This window comes from Acidaminococcus intestini DSM 21505 (assembly GCF_000425045.1).
In the GTDB taxonomy this organism is placed as follows: domain Bacteria; phylum Bacillota; class Negativicutes; order Acidaminococcales; family Acidaminococcaceae; genus Acidaminococcus; species Acidaminococcus intestini.
The window spans coordinates 79173-95573 of sequence record NZ_AULA01000008.1 but is presented as its reverse complement, the minus strand read 5'-3'; the positions used below and the strand labels follow the sequence as shown (position 1 = coordinate 95573).

Here is a 16401-nt window from a genome sequence, read left to right as displayed (position 1 = left end):
CGATAAAGTTCTACACACATCAGCTTAAATTCAGTCGTATAACGCAAAATGTACCCTCCTTACTGGGTGTCCAGTAAAGAGGGTACATTTCACATCGGATGGATGTGGCTTTTTCTCTTTTAGACAAAGTTCAGAAAGGAACAATCTTATATGGAAACCCGTGTAGCCCTCATTGGCATCCTCATCGATGATCCCGATGCCGTGGAAAAAGTCAATCAGATCCTTCATCAATCAAGCCGCTGGATTGTCGGACGTATGGGCATTCCCTATCACGCCCGTAATATCAACATCATCAGTGTCGTCGTCGATGCTCCCCAAGACGAAATCAGCAGGATGAGCGGACTCATCGGGAAACTGTCCGGTGTGACCGCAAAGATTGCCTACGCAAAGCTCCCTAACCATGAAGCATAATTATGTGCCGCCCCTGATTCCCTTTATTGTCTTAGGGCTTTTATGGAAATTCGTCACTTCGGCCAAACTTTGGACGGCCTATATCCTGCCCCCGCCTGAACGGGTATGGGAGACCTTCCTCATCATGATTCAGAACGGACAGCTCGTGGAACACGCTGCACTCAGCCTGATGCGCGTGTTCATAGGATTTTCCTGTGCCTTCCTCCTTGCTGCCTTCCTTGTGACCCTCAGCCTTCTCCTTCCATTTTTCCGTAAAATGAACCATGGTCTCCTCGTCTTCATTCAGCATATTCCGCCGCTTAGCCTCATTCCTCTCTTGGTTCTCTGGTTTGGCATCGGCGAAACACCCAAATTTCTGATCATCATCTTAGCAACCTTTTTCCCGATTTATCTGAATATGGAAGATGGCCTACTAAGAGCGGACCCTAAGCTTTTGGAAGTAGGAAAGACCCTTGGATTTTCACAAAGAGAGACCTTATGGAAGATTCGTCTGCCCCTTGCCCTTCCGACCATTGTCACAGGGATGCGGATTGGTATGGGCTACAGCCTGAGATCCATCATCGGAGCAGAAATGATTGCGGCCGATCGCGGCCTCGGCTATTTCATCCTGGATGCCCAAACCATGAGTCGAAGCGATAAAGTGATTGTAGGGATTCTGGCGATTGGACTTATAGGTTTTTTCTTGGACGGCCTTTTCAGTCTCTTTTCCTACGTTCTTTTCCCTTATGAAAGGAGAAACTCTTGATGGACTCCCTTACCTTGGACCATATCAGAAAATGCTATGGTCCAAACACCATTCTTGACAATCTAACCTACTCCTTTCCGCTTAAGGAAGTCTCAGTGATCCTAGGAAAGAGCGGTTGCGGGAAAACCACCCTGCTGCGTCTCATCATGGGCCTTGAAAAAGCCGAAGGAAAGATCTTGAAGTCCCCCACCCTTCGTCTTGGCATGATGTTTCAGGAAGCAAGGCTCATGCCCTTTTTGACCCTCCGGGATAATATCGCCTTAGGAAAGAAGAACCTACCAGAAGAGAAACTGTCTCAGCTGATCAAACTGGTTCACCTACAGGAAGCAGCCTCCCGCTATCCTCATGAACTTTCAGGCGGCATGCAGCAGCGAGCAAGCCTAGCAAGGACACTAGCCCAGGACAATGATTTTATCCTCATGGATGAGCCCTTTGCCGCCTTGGACTATTTCACACGGGGACACATTCAAAAAGAACTTCTTGCCATGCGAAAAAAACGTCCCTTTGGTGTTCTCCTTGTTACCCATAATGTGGATGAGGCCCTGCGCTTAGGTGACAGGATCCTTATTCTCCAAGGCGGCAGGTTCATCTATGAAAAAGTGCTTTTTCAAGAGGCCGCTTCGCGGGACCTTCTTTCAGCACCTTATATCGCAATCAAGAGGCAGATTCTTGAAGCCCTTGAAATATAATTATTTGGGGAGCACTTTTCTGCTCCTGCTCCAAGAAAGGAAGGTCAATGACCAATGAACAAAAAGATCAAACAGATAGCAGTTTTTTTAGGCATGCTGGCTCTCGGGCTTACCCTAACCGCTTGCTCTACCAATAAGGATACCAAAAAAGCCACACCGAAAAAACCTGAAAAAGTCAGTATAACCTACGTCCAGGCGCCCCTCAATGTGCCATCTATCGTTGAAAAGGCCAATCAATCCTTTGAAAAAAAATTCAAGGAAAAAGACATCCCCGTGACCTATTCCACGATTACGAGCGGAGCTGACCAAACAGCTGCCCTTGCGTCTGGCGATATCCAGTTCCTCAACTGTGTTGGAGGCTCTTCCGTCCTTCTTTCTGCAGCCAATGGGGCTGATATCAAGATCATTAGCCTGTACTCCCAAGCCCCTAAAGCCTTCAAACTCTTTTCCAAAGATGCTGCCATCACCTCACCTCAGTCACTGAAAGGGAAAACCATCGCGGGTCCCAAAGGGACCATCCTCCATGAGCTCCTTGCAGCTTATCTCAAACAGGGCGGCCTTAGCATAGAAGACGTAAAATTCGTTTCCATGGGGCTTCCGCAAGCCCGTGCGGCCCTTGAAAACGGCAGTGCCGACTGTGCCCTTCTGGCCGGCCCCCTGGCTTATCAGGAAGAACAGAAAGGCATGCATGTTGTTACAACTGGTGACGGCCTTGTTTCAGGTCTTACAGTCACGGCAACGAGCGGGAAGTTCTATAAAGAACACAAAGAGTTGGTGGATCTCTTCCTATCCGTCCAAAAGGAGACCTTGACCTACATGAAAGATCATCAAAAAGAAGCCTTGGCAGCTGCCGTCAAAGCGACCGGACTTGATGAAAAAGCCGTTGACTCCATGTACGGTCTCTATGATTTCAGCATGGAAATTACGCCGGAAGCCATTGAGTCCCTGAAAAAGACGCAGGATTTTCTTGTCAGCTCCAAGCTTATGGATAAGAAAGTCGATGTTGATGACCTTTTTGTCAAATAACTGCACGTAATAAAGGCGGGTGCCCATAAGGACACCCGTCTTTTTTGTGCCATCAGGAAAGTTCTTCCACGACTTCAAGTGTTCCCAAATAGGCCCCTTCGCGGTCCCGTACAGCAAGATAGCGGACACGGGCTTTTTTCCCTTTTTTGACGGTTTCAAATCCAAGCGAATCTTTTTCCCCGCTGCGCAGCTTCTCTATGAGCCCTTTCACCATGGGGACAACTTTCGGCGGATGACAGTCATAGACAGAATGCCCTAGGGCGGTCAAGGGCCGAGGAAAAAGCGGTGTGGATTCCGAAAAAAAACGATTCGTATCGGCTGCATCAACAAAAGTCAGTTCAAAAGGCAAGGTCCTAAGGATACCCTCAAGCTGGGTTACTGTCAGTTCCCCACTGGGAAGGGAAATGGTCCCACACCGATCTTTCAGACCTTGATTCAGCGTGCTTTTAGTAAGGGACTCAGAATTCCATGTCGGCACATCGGTTAAATAAGCCCATCCAAATCGAGGAAAATCTCCTGCAATAAGAGGCCACTCATTTTGATCAACAAGTTTCTGTACCATAGGAACAAGGATTTCCGTTTCCTTGAAAATCATCTCCCGCATCCTGTTGAGGAGTCCAGAAAGTGCCTGATGCAGTGTTTCGTCATCACTTTTTTCGGCATGAGGATCCTCTTTTTTTAGCATCTTAATCAGCTCCTGGAGATTGTTACGAATCTCCCCATCCGCATTCCACATGACGCGGCTTGGTCCCGGCATGCCTTTGCGACTCAAGATGGGCAGAAGAACTTCGTCTTTTTTGTCGTAATGGGCTTTGACCGGAAGCAGCCCTTCGAGGACTGATAGAACATCTGCTGCTAAAAATGGACCATTCATCACGGCTGAAAGCCGATCAAGATGACTTTCAATGGCCTCATTTTCTTTCAAAAAGAGCTGTAGGGGATGACCTTCCGGAAACTGTTCCCCCATGGTTTCCATCTTGCCATGAAGAAGGCAGGAATGCAGATCGCAAAGATGTCCCATGTTCTCACTGAGTTTCCCTGCTTGAAGCAAGTCTTGTTCAGCTTCCATGATGTCTTCAGTTGAAACCGAGGCAAAATCCTTTTCAAATTCCCGACGAACCGAAGCAAGGTCTTCACCTTGGTGAAGACGGACCAAATAAGACTGAAGGGATTTTATTTTTTGAGAGTCCATAATAAACCTCCTACAATCACTATTTTTCTACTTTACTAGCAGTTTATCATGACTGTTATCTTATCTCTGTTGTTAAAACAACAAAAGAAAACGCCTCTTCCCTTAGGAAAAGGCGTTTTCAAGGTTAAAAGGACGGTTTCCATGGCCCCACCGTCCCTTCTACATCAGCGCGGCTCAATGAGCAGTTTGATTGCCGTGCGTTCTTCCCCATCGATAGTAATATCGATGAAGGCAGGAACACAGATGAGGTCCATCCCATGCGGTGCAACAAAACCACGGGCAATCGCTATCGCCTTCACGGCTTGGTTCAGGGCACCTGCACCAATGGCTTGGATTTCCGCCTTGCCATTTTCTCTCAATACACCTGCTAATGCTCCTGCTACAGAGTTTGGATTGGATTTTGTAGAAACCTTTAGTACATCCATTTTGAGACCCCCCATTGAGTATATTACTGTGTGAACAACATTCGATCACTACAATTTAAGTGTATTATAACACAAATTTTGAATTTGGCTAGTAAAGATTGTGCAAATGTTTGAATGGATAGCAAAAATTTTACTTAGAAGTCCCTAAAACGTGTACAAATTTATAAAATGATTAAGAAATAAACAAAATATTTATGTAAAATCATCCCTTGACTGGATAGAAACGGTGTTTCATGCCCGCTTCATAAGATCATAGAGATAGAGACTGCAAAGACTCTTTGCGTCGCAGATCTCCCCCGAAAGTACTCTTTCCTTGACCTCTTCAGGGGTCAGAATGACAACATTGAGGAACTCATCCTCGTCAGGATGCTGTTTTCCCGACGTGAGACCCGTTGCCGCATACAGATGAATCTGTTCATCCGTAAAACCCGGTGTCGTGAGGATGCTTGTTAATTTCTTGAAGTCCTTCGCCGTATACCCTGATTCCTCGGAAAGCTCCCGTTTGGCGCAGGATAAAGGAGCTTCGTCCCCTTCAATCTTTCCCGCCGGAATTTCATAAAGCACCTTTTTGACAGGATAACGGAACTGGCGAACAAAGATCATGCTGCCATCATCCAAAATCGGAAGAATGCCTACGGCACCTTGGTGGCGGATGAATTCCCGCTGGGATTCATGTCCATTAGGGAGTTGGACCCGATCCCGATAGACTTTCAGTAATCTCCCATTAAATATGAATTCGCTTTCAAGGGTACTTTCCCTTAATTTTTCATCGTCCATAGACAATTCTATTCAGCTCCTATCCACTATCATCGCATGCATCAATTTCCAAAATGCTGCTTTTCCTTTTCCGCCATAGCAAGCAATTCCTTGGCATTTTCCCGTGCAGATTCTGTCTGTTGGGTTCCACTCGTCATGCGCATGATTTCTTCAATACGGCCCGCCCGTGAAAGGATTGTCACTTCGCTGGCAGTCATTCCTTGATCACTGTTTTTGGCAATATACAGATGCTGATCGGCAAAGCAGGCAATCTGGGCCAAGTGGGTAATGCATAAGACCTGCCGCTGTTTGGCAATGAGAGCCATTTTTTCAGCCATCTTCTGGGCCGTGACACCGCCAACTCCCGTATCAATCTCATCAAAGATCATGGTTGGGACACCAAATTTGCGAAGCAGGACTGTTTTGGCGGCCAAAGCAAACCGTGAAAGCTCACCACCGGACGCAATTTTAATCAGCGGAGCCGGTTTCATGCCAGCATTGGCCGAAAAAAGGAAGGTGGCTTCATCTTGGCCATTTTTTCCGCAGTGATCCAATTTGGTGAAGCAGATGGACAGCGCGGCATGGGGCATCGCAAGATCATGGAGATGCGGCAGGATGTCCGCACAGAACCGTTCAGCCGCCGTTGTTCTCTTTTTTGTCAGTTCATCTGCTTTTTCCTGAAGAACCCCATCCAATTTTTTTTGAAGTTTTATGAGACGGTCAATCTCATCCTGCAGTGATTGGAGCTTTTCATAGTCTTTCCTTCCTCTATCTGCATAGGACAGGATTTCTTCCAAAGATCCCCCATATTTTTTCTTCAAATGATAGAGCAGGTCCAATCGGGTCTGGGCCTCTTCTAAGGTTTCCCGGTAATCTTCATCCCCGGAAAGGCGGTCCGAAAGGGTCTGTCTTACATCTTCAAGCGTCTCCCAGGACGAATCAAGTGTTTGGGCAAGATCCTCCACCGAAGGATCATAGACCGCTGCACTGGAAAGCGCGGTCTTCGCATCTGTCAAGGCGTCAAGGACGCCCTGAGTCCCTTCAACCCCGGAGAGGAGTTCGTGGGCACGGCTAAGGTCTCCCCTGACTTTATCCTGGTTGGAAAGTCGACGCACAGTTTCACGTAGCTCATCATCTTCGCCCAATTTAATCTGTGCGGCATCAATCTCTTTGAGCTCGTCTTCGAGGCGTGCCAGCTCCTCTTCCCGATGTTCATTCTTGCCTTCCCAATAAGACAAGGTTTCCCGCCCTTTTTGAGCGGCGTCAAAGGCCTCTTGATAGGCCTTCAGGGTTGGTGCCAGTTCTGGATCGTAGTGATGAAGGATAGCAAGGACAGCACCGGGTCGAAGCAGGGTCTGATTTTCGTGCTGCCCATGAATGTCCACAAGAAGGGCCCCCAAACGAGCGAGCGTCTTTACAGGAACTTGCGTATCATTGACAAAGGCCTGGCTTTTTCCCTGTGCGGAAACGCGGCGGCGTAAAAATAGGGTACCATCTTCTGCACTGAGCCCCAACTCAGACAAGAGGGCTTCCACGGAATGATTTCCTGTCACATCAAAAACAGCTTGGATCTGATAGGCATCGGCGCCCGTTCGAACCGCATCCGAAGGCGCACGTCCTCCAAGGACAATGCCTAATGCATCTATCAGGATGGATTTACCGGCACCGGTTTCTCCCGTAAAAACGTTGAATCCAGGGGCAAACCCAATCCGTACCTTATCAATCAGGGCAAATTGCTGCACTTCAAGGAATGTCAGCATCGCTGAGCCTCCTTAGCTCTTTTTCTGCATGATGCGGGTTTTGACAGTTTCCACATGGTCCCGCGAATCAATAATGAGCATGACCGTATCATCACCGCCCACGGTACCAAGGACCTCGCTCCAATTGAGATGGTCGATGGCATAGGCAACTGCCTGTGCCGTACCGGGAAGGGTATGGACCACAATAATGACTTCCGAAGAAACAACGGTCAGGATATAACTGCGAAGCATATCTTCCAAACGGTCCGTCGTAATGATTTGGTTATGTTCCGAAGGAAAACTATACTTATACCGTCCATCTTCATCGGGAACCTTAATCAAGACCATATCCTTGATATCCCTGGACACAGTGGCCTGCGTCACATTGAATCCCGCTTTTTTCAAGGCTTCTGCTAGATCGCTCTGGGTCTCGATGACTTGGGTCTTGATAATCTGTTTGATTGCTTCCTGTCTGGATAATTTCATGATTTCACTTCCTATACAATGGTCTGTCCTTCGTTGCGAAGGAGCCGATCCTGCCAAGTTTCGTAATAGCGCAGAGGACTTAAGCGGGCAAACTTCGCATCAAAGGGGCAGCGCTCAACAATCACTTTCTGGGTCTTTTCAAGGCTTGCAATCGTCATTCCATCGGCAGATACAAGGATTTCCTCAAAAGGTGGATAAGGTTCGATTTCAATCGTATCCTTCATGGGAATGACGAGCGGACGCGCATGAAGGGCATGAGGACAAATGGGGGTAATGAGCATGACGGATAGACTGGGATGGACGACAGGTCCTCCTGCAGAAAGGGAATACGCCGTCGACCCTGTCGCCGAAGCAATGATGATACCATCAGAAGGAAAATTCGCTGAAGGCTGACCGGCAATGCGCATACGAAGACGGGTCAGTCGGGAACGATCGGCACTTTCAAGGACCATATCATTAAGGGCATGACCTTTTTTGATAATCTTGCCAGCTTCCCAAATGGAAAGCTGGAGCATGCTGCGTTTTTCGATGGTGTACGCCCCATCAGCCAATTTTTTGAGCACCTTTTCCAGATCAGGGAAACAGGCTTCCGTCAGGAATCCAACCTTACCCATATTGACCCCAATGAGCGGCACTTGCAGGGGTGTCACATAACGGGCGGCCCGTAAAATGGTTCCATCCCCGCCCAGTGTCATAGCAAAATCAAGGCGGCTGAGACTTGCCGGATCTTCTTGGTCGTACCCTGGCACGCCGAACTCCTCTGCAATTTCCAAAGGAAAAGCAACCTTGATTTTGGCATGTTCTGCCGCCTTGACTACAGCCGGCAGGGCATTTCGAACGTTTTCTTTATTGAGGTTCGGGAAAATGCCAACCATCCATTCTCTCACGTCAATCCCCCCTCTTATAGAAGAAAAAGATGGGATTCAGTCACCACTTTTTGGGGATCTGAATCAGAGACAGCATCGCTGCCCTCTTTTCCTAGATATAATAGATATTCAATATTGCCTTCCGGTCCCTTGATGGGAGAATAGGAAAGGCCTTTGGGAACAAAACCGATTTCCCGGGCAAAACCGAGTACCTTTTGAATCACTTCCAAATGAACTTTTTGATCCCTCACAACGCCTTTCTTCCCCACATGTTCTCGACCAGCTTCAAACTGAGGTTTGATGAGGGCAATGAGAAACGCGTCGTTTTTCATGATCTTATAGGCTGCCGGAAGCACCTTATCTAAAGAGATGAAGGCCACGTCAATACTGACGGCATCGACTTGTTCTCCCAAGGAATCCGCTTCCAGGAAGCGGACATTGGTGCGCTCCATATTGACAACGCGCGAATCGTTTCTAAGTTTCCAGGCCAGCTGTCCATAACCGACATCGATAGCAAAGACCTTTTTGGCCCCGTGCTGCAATGCACAGTCCGTAAAGCCCCCTGTCGAGGCTCCCAGATCGGCCATGGTTTTTCCTTCCAAGGAAATAGGAAAGACTTCAAGAGCCTTGTTGAGCTTATATCCCCCACGGCTGACAAAAGGCAACTTCTTTCCTAAAAGGGTAATTTTGGCATCCGGCTTGACCATGGTTCCCGGTTTGTCGATTTTTTGATCATCGACAAGGACTTCCCCTGCCATAATAACCGCTTGGGCTTTACTTCTTGATTCAAATAAGCCCTGTTCCACAAGGAAAAGATCGAGCCGTTCTTTTTTCATTGTTCAAGAGCCTCCCTTTCGATTTCTTGATAGGCGGTTAAGATTCGTTCCACAAGGTTGTCCTCATCTAGCCGGACATCCCGCAGAAGAAACTCTCGTTTCCCATGGGAAACAAATTCGTCAGGAATCCCGAGAGTAAGGACGCGGCAATCCCCTAAGCGATTTTCTTGATTCAGATAGGAAATGATGCCTTCACCATAACCGCCGCAGAGCGCATTTTCTTCGAGCGTCACAATAAGCTTGACCTTTCTGGAGGCTTCCAGGAGCGCCTCTTGATCCAGCGGTTTGATAAAGCGTCCATTGACGACCCCCACAGAGAGCCCCTTGGCACGCAGGCGTTTGGCTGTCAGCTTCGCAGCTTCGACCATGGTTCCCACAGCCCAGAGATCGATCTGGGACCCTTCCTGAAGGCGTTCACTCCGGCCAATGGGGAGCGTATGAAGGGATTCAGTCACGGGCACGCCGACACCGCTGCCGCGGGGATAACGAATAGCACAGGGACCTTCATACTCAGTCGCGGTATAGAGCATATGGCGGAGCTCATTTTCATCTTTCGGTGCCATGATAACAAAATGAGGCATGAGCCTGAGATAGGAGCAGTCAAAATTCCCATGGTGCGTGGCCCCATCATCCCCTACAATACCGGCGCGATCCAGACAGAGCGTAAAAGGAAGCTCCTGGATGGCAACATCATGAAGAAGCTGATCAAAAGCACGCTGCGCAAAAGTCGAATATATGGCAACCACGGGATGGTATCCATTTGCCGCAAGGCCTGCCCCCATCGTAACAGCATGCTGTTCAGCGATGCCTACATCAAAGTAGCGGTCAGGATGAACTCTTTGAAAAGCGTCAAGTCCCGTCCCTTCCGGCATGGCCGCCGTGATTGCGACAAGGTTGCGGTTTTTATCGGCCAGCTGGATGAGCGTCTTGCTAAAAACACTGGTATAAGTTGGCGGGGCGTCTTTTTTCGTGATTTTTTCCCCTGTTGCCACAACAAAAGGTCCTGTACCATGGAATTTGTTTGGGCTTTTTTCGGCAGGGGCATAGCCCTTTCCCTTTTTTGTAAGGACATGGATGAGCACTGGTTCAGTCAGATTCTTGGCTTTTTGCAAAGTCTCTACAAGAGAAGGGATATCATGTCCGTTCACAGGTCCCAAATATTTAAAACCCAGGTCCTCAAAAAACATCCCTGGCACAAAGAAGTACTTCAGGGAATCCTTGAGTCGACCAACGGTCTTGGCTACGTGGGTACCAATGGAAGGAATGGCTTTAAGCACGCCTTCTACATCGGCCTTGACTCGGGAGTAGGCCGGGTCTGTGCGCAGTTCCGTCAAGTAGGAGGACAAGGCTCCCACGTTGCGGGAAATGGACATTTCATTGTCATTTAATATGACAATGAGTTTTTTCTTGAGGTCCCCCGCATGATTAAGCCCTTCCATGGCTTCCCCGCCCGTTAGGGCCCCATCCCCGATGACAGCAATGACATTGTAATCATCACCAGATAGATCACGGGCACAGGCCATGCCAAGGGCTGCTGAAATAGAGGTGCTGGCATGCCCCGTTCCAAACGCATCACAAGGATTTTCGCTGCGTTTTGGAAAACCGCAGAGGCCGCCATAGGTGCGCAGGGAAGGGAAATCCCGGAGACGCCCCGTCAGGATCTTGTGTATATAGGACTGATGGCCTACATCCCAGACAATTTTGTCACGGGGAACAGAAAAGACACGGTGCAGGGCAATGGTCAGTTCAACAACACCCAGGTTAGGCGCCAGATGTCCACCGTTTTTTGAAACAACGTCAATAATGAGGCTGCGGATTTCAGCACATAGCTGAGGAAGCATGGAAGGATCGATTTTTTTTAAATCTTCCGGCGAATGGATTTCTGAAATGAGTGACATGAAACGCCTCCTTTCGCAGGCACGAAAGTTCTATAAGAATCTATTTATTGCGATTGTACAGATGCCGTGCAATCGCAAGGAGCGGTTCCGCCCTTTCGCCAAAAGGTTCCAGGGTAAGTTCTGCTTTCTTTAGGGTATCAAGGGCCATGGCTTTGGCTCCTTCCAAGGTAAAAAGACTGACGTAAGTGGATTTGTGCATCTTTTCATCCATTCCAGCCATTTTCCCCATGATTTTGCTGTCCCCTTCCACGTCGAGGATATCATCCGTAATTTGGAAGGCAAGTCCGAAAAAGGTGGCAAATTTCGTAAGGGCATTGACTTCATCCTTGCTGCCGCCGCCCAAAAGGGCCCCGCTGCGGATAGCCGCAATAAAGAGCGCTCCCGTTTTGGCTTCATGGAGCTGTTTCATCTCAGCAGGCTCGAGGTGCTTTTCCTCAGCATTAATATCAAGAGCCTGCCCGCCGACCATGCCTTCCGGACCGGCACAGCGTGCGATGAGGTGGATGATTTCCACCATAAGCGCCGGATCGACACCCTTTTGCTCTGTCATAACCTCAAAAGCCTGGGTCAAAAGACCATCACCAGCAAGAACAGCCATGGCCTGACCAAAAACCTTGTGGTTTGTAAGGCGCCCCCGCCGGTAATCATCATTGTCCATTTCCGGGAGGTCGTCATGAATCAGGGAATAGGTGTGAATCATTTCAAGGGCGGACGCAAGGGGCAGAAAATCAGTGCCTTTTCCACCGACAGCATCGGCAGCCGCCATGAGAAGAATCGGACGGAGCCGCTTTCCGCCGGCAAGGGCACTGTAAGCCATGGCTTCATCGACGCGGCTGATGGCGCCCACGCCAATCCGGATTTTAAGGAACCCATCAACAAGTTCGGACCGTTCCTTTAAATAGGTTGAAAGATCCATCATGCATCCTCCTCTGGGAAGAGTTCCAGTTTTACGTCTCCTGAAGTCGTTTCTGTCACTTTCTGCACTTCCTGTTCGACTTTCTTGAGTGCTGCCCCGCATTGAGCAGAAAGGGTCATGCCTTCCTTGTAGAGCTTCACCGTATCTTCAAGGGGAAGATTGCCGCTTTCAAGCGCTTCTACAATCTCCTCCAGCCGTTTCATATTGTCTTCAAACGTTGCCTTTTTGGCAGCCATATCAGGATTCCTCCTTTTTACTCACAATACTCCTCAGGACCCCATCCTTGAAATAGGTCTTAATGGTGTCCCCTTCCTTAAGGGTTCCCATAGAGGACAGGATCTTGCCCCCTGGCCCTTCCGTCATAGTATAGCCTCGTTCTAAAACTTTTTGTGGATCAAGGAGCTGGAACTTAACGCTCACTTCCTTGAGGCGCTGCTGCGTTTCAGACAGGGTATAACGGAAGTGAAGGTCAAGATCCTTCGTAAGACGGGTCAAATGGTCTTGATGCCTTGCAACAAAAACCTCGGGATGGCGGAAGAACCAATGGTCCCGCAGTTTCATAAGGCGCATGGTCTCCCGTTCCAAGCGGCGGCTGAAACTTGTGGAAAGGGACTGCCCCAACTGATCAAGCCGCTGGGACTGTCCTTCTGTAAGCCGCTCGGGATAGCGAAAGACTGGTCGCTGCAAAACGCCGTCAAGGCACTGGCGTTCCATCGCCAAGCGGTCCGCAACTGCCTTTTTGAGACGCAGGTTCAATTTTTCGTAGGACGCAATGTCCTTACTGCGGTCAGGCACGGCAAATTCAGCCGCCTGGGACGGCGTTGCAGCCCTTTTATCGGCCGCAAAATCAGAGAGAGTAAAATCGATTTCATGACCAACGGCAGAAATGATGGGAATCCTTGAAGCCGCAATGGCCCGGACCACCTTTTCATCATTAAAGGCCCAGAGGTCTTCCATGGACCCACCGCCGCGGCCGACAATCAGGACGTCACAAAGATTGTGCCGATTCATGAAATGGATGCCTGCTGCAATTTCGGGCGGTGCTTCCTTGCCCTGGACCTTGACAGGATAGAGTCGGATCTTAACCGAAGAATCACGCCGACCGGCAACTTTGATGATATCGCGGATGGCCGCACCATCGGCACTTGTCACAACGCCGACGATGCGTGGTGAAACCGGGATGGGTTGCTTCCTGGTTTCGTCGAAAAGGCCTTCTGCAGACAGCTTCTGCTTCAGGGCTTCATAAGCCGCCATAAGGTCTCCTGTCCCTACAGGCATAAGCATATCAACATAAAATTGATAGACCCCATCCCGCTCATAGACATCAATACGGCCGATACCCACAACCTGGTCCCCATCGCGGGGAAGCTTCTTAAGGCGTTGAGCGGCCCCTTTGAACATAACGCACTTGATGAGCCCTTTACTATCCTTGAGATTAAAATAGCAGTGACCCGACGCATACCGCCTGAAATTGGAAACTTCGCCTTGGATCTGGAGATTGGCGAAGGTAGGATCCTTATGTATCAGTTCCTTTAAGGAGAGATTAACTTCAGAAACAGTAAACACCTTACCGAAGATCATGGGCGTTCCCTCTTTCCTTGAGGACTCCAAGCCATGCATTGCCGATTGCACCATCAGTGCTGCAGATAGGGTCAGCCGTAAGAAGAGCAATGCCCTTTCCCGACAGATGAGTCCTCAGTTCTTTTCGAATATAGAGATTGGCGCTGACGCCGCCAACAAAAAGCACTTCCGTAAGTTTGTGCACTGCACAAAGATGACTGATTGTATGATAAAGACCTTTGGCAATGGCATGAAGCGTACCCAAGGCAATTTCGCTACCCTTTTCCCCTTTTTCAATCGCTCGCAGGGCAGCTGTGGCAGGACCCGAAAGGCTCATGCATCCTTCTTCGAACCAGACTTTGAGAGGATAAGGACGGACTGCTTCCTGTGCCAATTTTTCCAGTTGGGGACCACATGGGAAAGGAAGGCCCAAAGCGACTCCCACGCGATCAATCATTTGTCCGGCATGAAGATCGATGCTGGTCCCGCAAGGCGTAAGGATGATCTCACCGTTTGCGCTCCTTTCAGCAAGGAGAAGGTCCGTCGTTCCTCCGGAAACATGAACCAAAAGACAGCGCGCCGGCGGCCGGCGGCGAAGTCCCCAGAGACCAGCAAACATATGGTTATGTTGATGAGTAGCCGCAATAAGAGGCACGTCCATGAAGTGACTTAAACTGCGTGCCATGCCCCAGCCCACCAAAAAGGCAGGCATATAGGATTCCTTGAGTGGTCTTGGCCGCTCGGAAGCGACAATGGCAGAAAGCCGTCCCTGTGTGAGATCGATGCGTTCCAAAAGATCTGGCAGGGCCCGCATATGCTGAAAAACCATTTCTGATTGGGACAGCCCACGGCGGCCCTCTTTTACACGAAGAAGGCGCCGCTCATCAAAAAGCAGCGCACCCGTTCCATCCATAAGGGCTGCACTTGTCGTATAGCAGCTCGTATCAATGCCAAGGACAAGGTCAGTCTTTTCCATGATTTCTCACTAGTGTCCCCAAGAGGCCATTGATGAAATGGGGAGAGTCATCTCCGCCATAGATTTTGGCAATCTCCACCGCCTCACTGATGGCAATGGCAGGAGCAATCTTTTGAGGACTGAAATACATTTCAAAAGCAGCCATGCGGAGCAAATTTCGGTCAACTCCGGCCATGCGCTTGACTTTCCATTCATCTGAAAGGGTATCAAGGACACTGTCAATGGCCTCAAGATGCTCGCGAGTCCCCGTAACCAAGGCTGCCGCATAGTTTTCATCATCTTTGGGAAGTGCTGGCGTATCCTCATCTTCAAGCAGGGCTTTCACGGTATCAAGGGGAGATACATCCGTCGTGAAATCAAGGGAAAACAAGCTCTTCATTGCAAGTGTACGTGCTTCTCTTCTACTCATAATATCCTCATTTCCATCTAGTTAGATTTCCGCGTCAAAGGGCGCGGTACCATTCAATCATCTACGGTAAGGCGGCAGCAAATTATCAAGAAGATCGACAAAGTCCTCTCCTTCGTCCATCCGGTTGCCGATATAAAAGCCAAGACCTATGCAGATCAACAGGAATACGGCCCTAAAGAACCCTAGCAAAATGAAGAGGATTCCCACAAATAGACCTACCCCAGCACCAATGACACGCCACCGGCTGGTTTCCATGATATTTCTAAAGATTTCTTGCCACATGGTTCAGGCCCCCTACTCTTTTGCCTTGATGTGTTTGAAATAAAGTTCCACATCGCTGACTTCCACACCGATGACGGTCAAGATATTTTTCTTCACCGTGCGGCGAACTTCTTCCGTCGTATCCGGAATATTGATGCCCGGTTCAATGGAAGCGTTGATGCGGACTTCAATCTGCTGGCCATTCATCTTGACCTTGGCCTTGGCACCATGGACACCATAAACGTCATTTGTGAAACTGGCAATATAATCTTCCATGGCGCGCTGACTCACGTGGATCTGGCCTTCGTGCTCCGTATCAATAGTCAAACTGCTGCTGGATCCACGACTCCAGCCCGCAACAAGAAGACGGAGGCTCATCATAAAGAGGACAGCCCCGCCCACCGTGTATTCCCAACGGCCTGGAATCCGGCTGGCAAAGGCAACAAACTCATCAAGCGGCACCAGATTCAAACTGACAATCATAATGAGGACAGCGGCTACGCCTAAGCTGCAGGTATAAAGCGTCAAAATGATGCGGTCAATGATACTCATGCGTTTACTCCCGAAGCCTCTTGGCTTACTGTTTCTTCATTTTGTTCCTTGGCAGAGGAATCCGCACCCTTACCCTCAGGGTCCTTCATTTCCTGCTTCAAGGAGGCTTCTTCCCTTGCTGCTTCCTTATAGCGTTCTTCCAGGGTATCTATATCACCTTTTCCTGAGAGGCCTTCCATTTTGTCCTTTCTGACGCCTTCCACATGGATATCCACGGCCGTCACTTCATAGCCTGCCATATTTTCCACTGCGTCCTTGACTTTTTCCTGAAGTTTGATGGCCACATCGGGAATATTATAACCATAAGTGATGATGACATGGACCTCAACACGGACCGTTCGGCCTTCTGTAAACACCTTGATGCCTTTGGAAAAGTTCTGTTTTCCCAGCATTTCATTGATTCCGCCGCGGATCCCGCCACTCATGCCGTACACACCGGGTACTTCGGAAGCCGCAAGTCCTGCGACAATGGACAGGACCTCATCATCGACATGGATGGAACCCATGTCGTCCGTCTCAGGGGAAACTTTTGTTCCATCCTGCAGCATTTCAAGTTCCTTGTTATCGCTCATCAATTTCACCTCAGATGAAAGAATATACGTGAAACCATGTTGGTATCAAATGATTATAACACAGGCGGCTTATCTTTCCAATGACC

General features: G+C 49.1%; 20 protein-coding genes. 4 read left to right on the top strand and 16 right to left on the bottom strand.

From position 1 onward, the window contains the following. Positions 1 to 150 precede the first annotated feature (150 nt). Genes H503_RS0103930 through H503_RS0103915 form a run of 4 tightly spaced genes read left to right on the top strand, consistent with a single transcriptional unit; the run spans position 151 to position 2871 of the window. Positions 151 to 411: a TM1266 family iron-only hydrogenase system putative regulator gene (locus tag H503_RS0103930; protein WP_009015264.1), complete on the top strand. Its 261-nt coding sequence runs from the start codon at positions 151 to 153 to the stop codon at positions 409 to 411. Further along, entirely contained in the window at positions 401 to 1156 is a 756-nt protein-coding gene (locus H503_RS0103925; RefSeq protein ID WP_009015265.1) for an ABC transporter permease, read from the top strand. The genes H503_RS0103930 and H503_RS0103925 overlap by 11 nt, the downstream gene beginning before the upstream one ends. Beyond that, positions 1156 to 1845: an ABC transporter ATP-binding protein gene (locus H503_RS0103920; protein ID WP_009015266.1), complete on the top strand. Its 690-nt coding sequence runs from the start codon at positions 1156 to 1158 to the stop codon at positions 1843 to 1845. Before H503_RS0103925 ends, H503_RS0103920 begins: the two co-directional genes overlap by 1 nt. A 54-nt stretch (positions 1846 to 1899) precedes the next feature. Then, positions 1900 to 2871, top strand: a complete 972-nt coding sequence (locus H503_RS0103915; protein WP_014128451.1) for an ABC transporter substrate-binding protein — start codon at positions 1900 to 1902, stop codon at positions 2869 to 2871. A 52-nt stretch (positions 2872 to 2923) separates the two neighbouring features. Here H503_RS0103915 and H503_RS0103910 read toward each other — a convergent pair whose 3' ends face one another. The 16 genes from H503_RS0103910 to H503_RS0103835 form a co-directional block, all read right to left on the bottom strand. Continuing rightward, the gene (locus tag H503_RS0103910) at positions 2924 to 4063 is read right to left on the bottom strand and encodes a DUF438 domain-containing protein (RefSeq protein WP_009015268.1); all 1140 of its coding nucleotides are present in this window, start codon (positions 4061 to 4063) and stop codon (positions 2924 to 2926) included. Positions 4064 to 4227: 164 nt separating this feature from the next. Further along, positions 4228 to 4488, bottom strand: a complete 261-nt coding sequence (locus tag H503_RS0103905) for a stage V sporulation protein S (protein ID WP_016459530.1) — start codon at positions 4486 to 4488, stop codon at positions 4228 to 4230. Between the two features lie 231 nt (positions 4489 to 4719). Then, the gene (locus tag H503_RS0103900) at positions 4720 to 5265 is read right to left on the bottom strand and encodes an NUDIX domain-containing protein (protein ID WP_014128449.1); all 546 of its coding nucleotides are present in this window, start codon (positions 5263 to 5265) and stop codon (positions 4720 to 4722) included. 41 nt (positions 5266 to 5306) lie between these two features. Then, the gene (gene recN / locus H503_RS0103895; RefSeq protein WP_009015271.1) at positions 5307 to 7004 is read right to left on the bottom strand and encodes a DNA repair protein RecN; all 1698 of its coding nucleotides are present in this window, start codon (positions 7002 to 7004) and stop codon (positions 5307 to 5309) included. A 12-nt stretch (positions 7005 to 7016) separates the two neighbouring features. Further along, positions 7017 to 7469 carry an arginine repressor gene (gene argR, locus H503_RS0103890; RefSeq protein WP_009015272.1) on the bottom strand — a complete coding sequence of 151 codons (453 nt, stop codon included), beginning with the start codon at positions 7467 to 7469 and terminating at the stop codon, positions 7017 to 7019. 11 nt (positions 7470 to 7480) lie between these two features. Beyond that, entirely contained in the window at positions 7481 to 8356 is an 876-nt protein-coding gene (locus tag H503_RS0103885) for an NAD(+)/NADH kinase (protein WP_009015273.1), read from the bottom strand. A 14-nt stretch (positions 8357 to 8370) separates the two neighbouring features. Beyond that, positions 8371 to 9171: a TlyA family RNA methyltransferase gene (locus H503_RS0103880; protein ID WP_009015274.1), complete on the bottom strand. Its 801-nt coding sequence runs from the start codon at positions 9169 to 9171 to the stop codon at positions 8371 to 8373. After that, positions 9168 to 11069 carry a 1-deoxy-D-xylulose-5-phosphate synthase gene (gene dxs, locus H503_RS0103875; RefSeq protein ID WP_009015275.1) on the bottom strand — a complete coding sequence of 634 codons (1902 nt, stop codon included), beginning with the start codon at positions 11067 to 11069 and terminating at the stop codon, positions 9168 to 9170. Before dxs ends, H503_RS0103880 begins: the two co-directional genes overlap by 4 nt. Before the next feature lie 40 nt (positions 11070 to 11109). Continuing rightward, positions 11110 to 11988: a polyprenyl synthetase family protein gene (locus H503_RS0103870; RefSeq protein ID WP_009015276.1), complete on the bottom strand. Its 879-nt coding sequence runs from the start codon at positions 11986 to 11988 to the stop codon at positions 11110 to 11112. Continuing rightward, entirely contained in the window at positions 11985 to 12221 is a 237-nt protein-coding gene (gene xseB, locus H503_RS0103865) for an exodeoxyribonuclease VII small subunit (RefSeq protein WP_009015277.1), read from the bottom strand. The genes H503_RS0103870 and xseB overlap by 4 nt, the downstream gene beginning before the upstream one ends. 1 nt (position 12222) lies before the next feature. After that, a complete protein-coding gene (gene xseA / locus H503_RS0103860) occupies positions 12223 to 13566 on the bottom strand; it encodes an exodeoxyribonuclease VII large subunit (protein ID WP_009015278.1) in 1344 nt (447 codons plus the stop codon). Beyond that, a complete protein-coding gene (locus tag H503_RS0103855) occupies positions 13553 to 14521 on the bottom strand; it encodes a Kae1-like domain-containing protein (protein ID WP_009015279.1) in 969 nt (322 codons plus the stop codon). The genes xseA and H503_RS0103855 overlap by 14 nt, the downstream gene beginning before the upstream one ends. Then, positions 14508 to 14930, bottom strand: coding sequence for a transcription antitermination factor NusB (gene nusB, locus H503_RS0103850; RefSeq protein WP_009015280.1), 423 nt, complete (start codon positions 14928 to 14930; stop codon positions 14508 to 14510). The genes H503_RS0103855 and nusB overlap by 14 nt, the downstream gene beginning before the upstream one ends. 57 nt (positions 14931 to 14987) lie before the next feature. Beyond that, positions 14988 to 15212, bottom strand: coding sequence for a DUF2273 domain-containing protein (locus H503_RS0103845; protein ID WP_014128445.1), 225 nt, complete (start codon positions 15210 to 15212; stop codon positions 14988 to 14990). 12 nt (positions 15213 to 15224) lie between these two features. Continuing rightward, positions 15225 to 15743, bottom strand: coding sequence for an alkaline shock response membrane anchor protein AmaP (amaP, locus tag H503_RS0103840; protein ID WP_009015282.1), 519 nt, complete (start codon positions 15741 to 15743; stop codon positions 15225 to 15227). After that, complete coding sequence (locus H503_RS0103835) at positions 15740 to 16315, bottom strand: Asp23/Gls24 family envelope stress response protein (protein ID WP_014128444.1); 576 nt, start codon at positions 16313 to 16315, stop codon at positions 15740 to 15742. Before H503_RS0103835 ends, amaP begins: the two co-directional genes overlap by 4 nt. Positions 16316 to 16401 lie beyond the last annotated feature (86 nt).

What these genes read in the sequence shown, in the direction of transcription:
- xseA (WP_009015278.1), bottom strand. Translation starts at nt 13,566, where the DNA reads ATGATCTTCGGTAAGGTGTTTACTGTTTCTGAAGTTAATCTCTCCTTA.
- recN (WP_009015271.1), bottom strand. Translation starts at nt 7,004, where the DNA reads ATGCTGACATTCCTTGAAGTGCAGCAATTTGCCCTGATTGATAAGGTA.
- argR (WP_009015272.1), bottom strand. Translation starts at nt 7,469, where the DNA reads ATGAAATTATCCAGACAGGAAGCAATCAAACAGATTATCAAGACCCAA.
- H503_RS0103900 (WP_014128449.1), bottom strand. Translation starts at nt 5,265, where the DNA reads ATGGACGATGAAAAATTAAGGGAAAGTACCCTTGAAAGCGAATTCATA.
- amaP (WP_009015282.1), bottom strand. Translation starts at nt 15,743, where the DNA reads ATGAGTATCATTGACCGCATCATTTTGACGCTTTATACCTGCAGCTTA.
- nusB (WP_009015280.1), bottom strand. Translation starts at nt 14,930, where the DNA reads ATGAGTAGAAGAGAAGCACGTACACTTGCAATGAAGAGCTTGTTTTCC.
- H503_RS0103915 (WP_014128451.1), top strand. Translation starts at nt 1,900, where the DNA reads ATGAACAAAAAGATCAAACAGATAGCAGTTTTTTTAGGCATGCTGGCT.
- H503_RS0103930 (WP_009015264.1), top strand. Translation starts at nt 151, where the DNA reads ATGGAAACCCGTGTAGCCCTCATTGGCATCCTCATCGATGATCCCGAT.
- H503_RS0103835 (WP_014128444.1), bottom strand. Translation starts at nt 16,315, where the DNA reads ATGAGCGATAACAAGGAACTTGAAATGCTGCAGGATGGAACAAAAGTT.
- H503_RS0103920 (WP_009015266.1), top strand. Translation starts at nt 1,156, where the DNA reads ATGGACTCCCTTACCTTGGACCATATCAGAAAATGCTATGGTCCAAAC.
- dxs (WP_009015275.1), bottom strand. Translation starts at nt 11,069, where the DNA reads ATGTCACTCATTTCAGAAATCCATTCGCCGGAAGATTTAAAAAAAATC.
- H503_RS0103905 (WP_016459530.1), bottom strand. Translation starts at nt 4,488, where the DNA reads ATGGATGTACTAAAGGTTTCTACAAAATCCAATCCAAACTCTGTAGCA.
- H503_RS0103855 (WP_009015279.1), bottom strand. Translation starts at nt 14,521, where the DNA reads ATGGAAAAGACTGACCTTGTCCTTGGCATTGATACGAGCTGCTATACG.
- H503_RS0103925 (WP_009015265.1), top strand. Translation starts at nt 401, where the DNA reads ATGAAGCATAATTATGTGCCGCCCCTGATTCCCTTTATTGTCTTAGGG.
- H503_RS0103910 (WP_009015268.1), bottom strand. Translation starts at nt 4,063, where the DNA reads ATGGACTCTCAAAAAATAAAATCCCTTCAGTCTTATTTGGTCCGTCTT.
- xseB (WP_009015277.1), bottom strand. Translation starts at nt 12,221, where the DNA reads ATGGCTGCCAAAAAGGCAACGTTTGAAGACAATATGAAACGGCTGGAG.
- H503_RS0103880 (WP_009015274.1), bottom strand. Translation starts at nt 9,171, where the DNA reads ATGAAAAAAGAACGGCTCGATCTTTTCCTTGTGGAACAGGGCTTATTT.
- H503_RS0103870 (WP_009015276.1), bottom strand. Translation starts at nt 11,988, where the DNA reads ATGATGGATCTTTCAACCTATTTAAAGGAACGGTCCGAACTTGTTGAT.
- H503_RS0103845 (WP_014128445.1), bottom strand. Translation starts at nt 15,212, where the DNA reads ATGTGGCAAGAAATCTTTAGAAATATCATGGAAACCAGCCGGTGGCGT.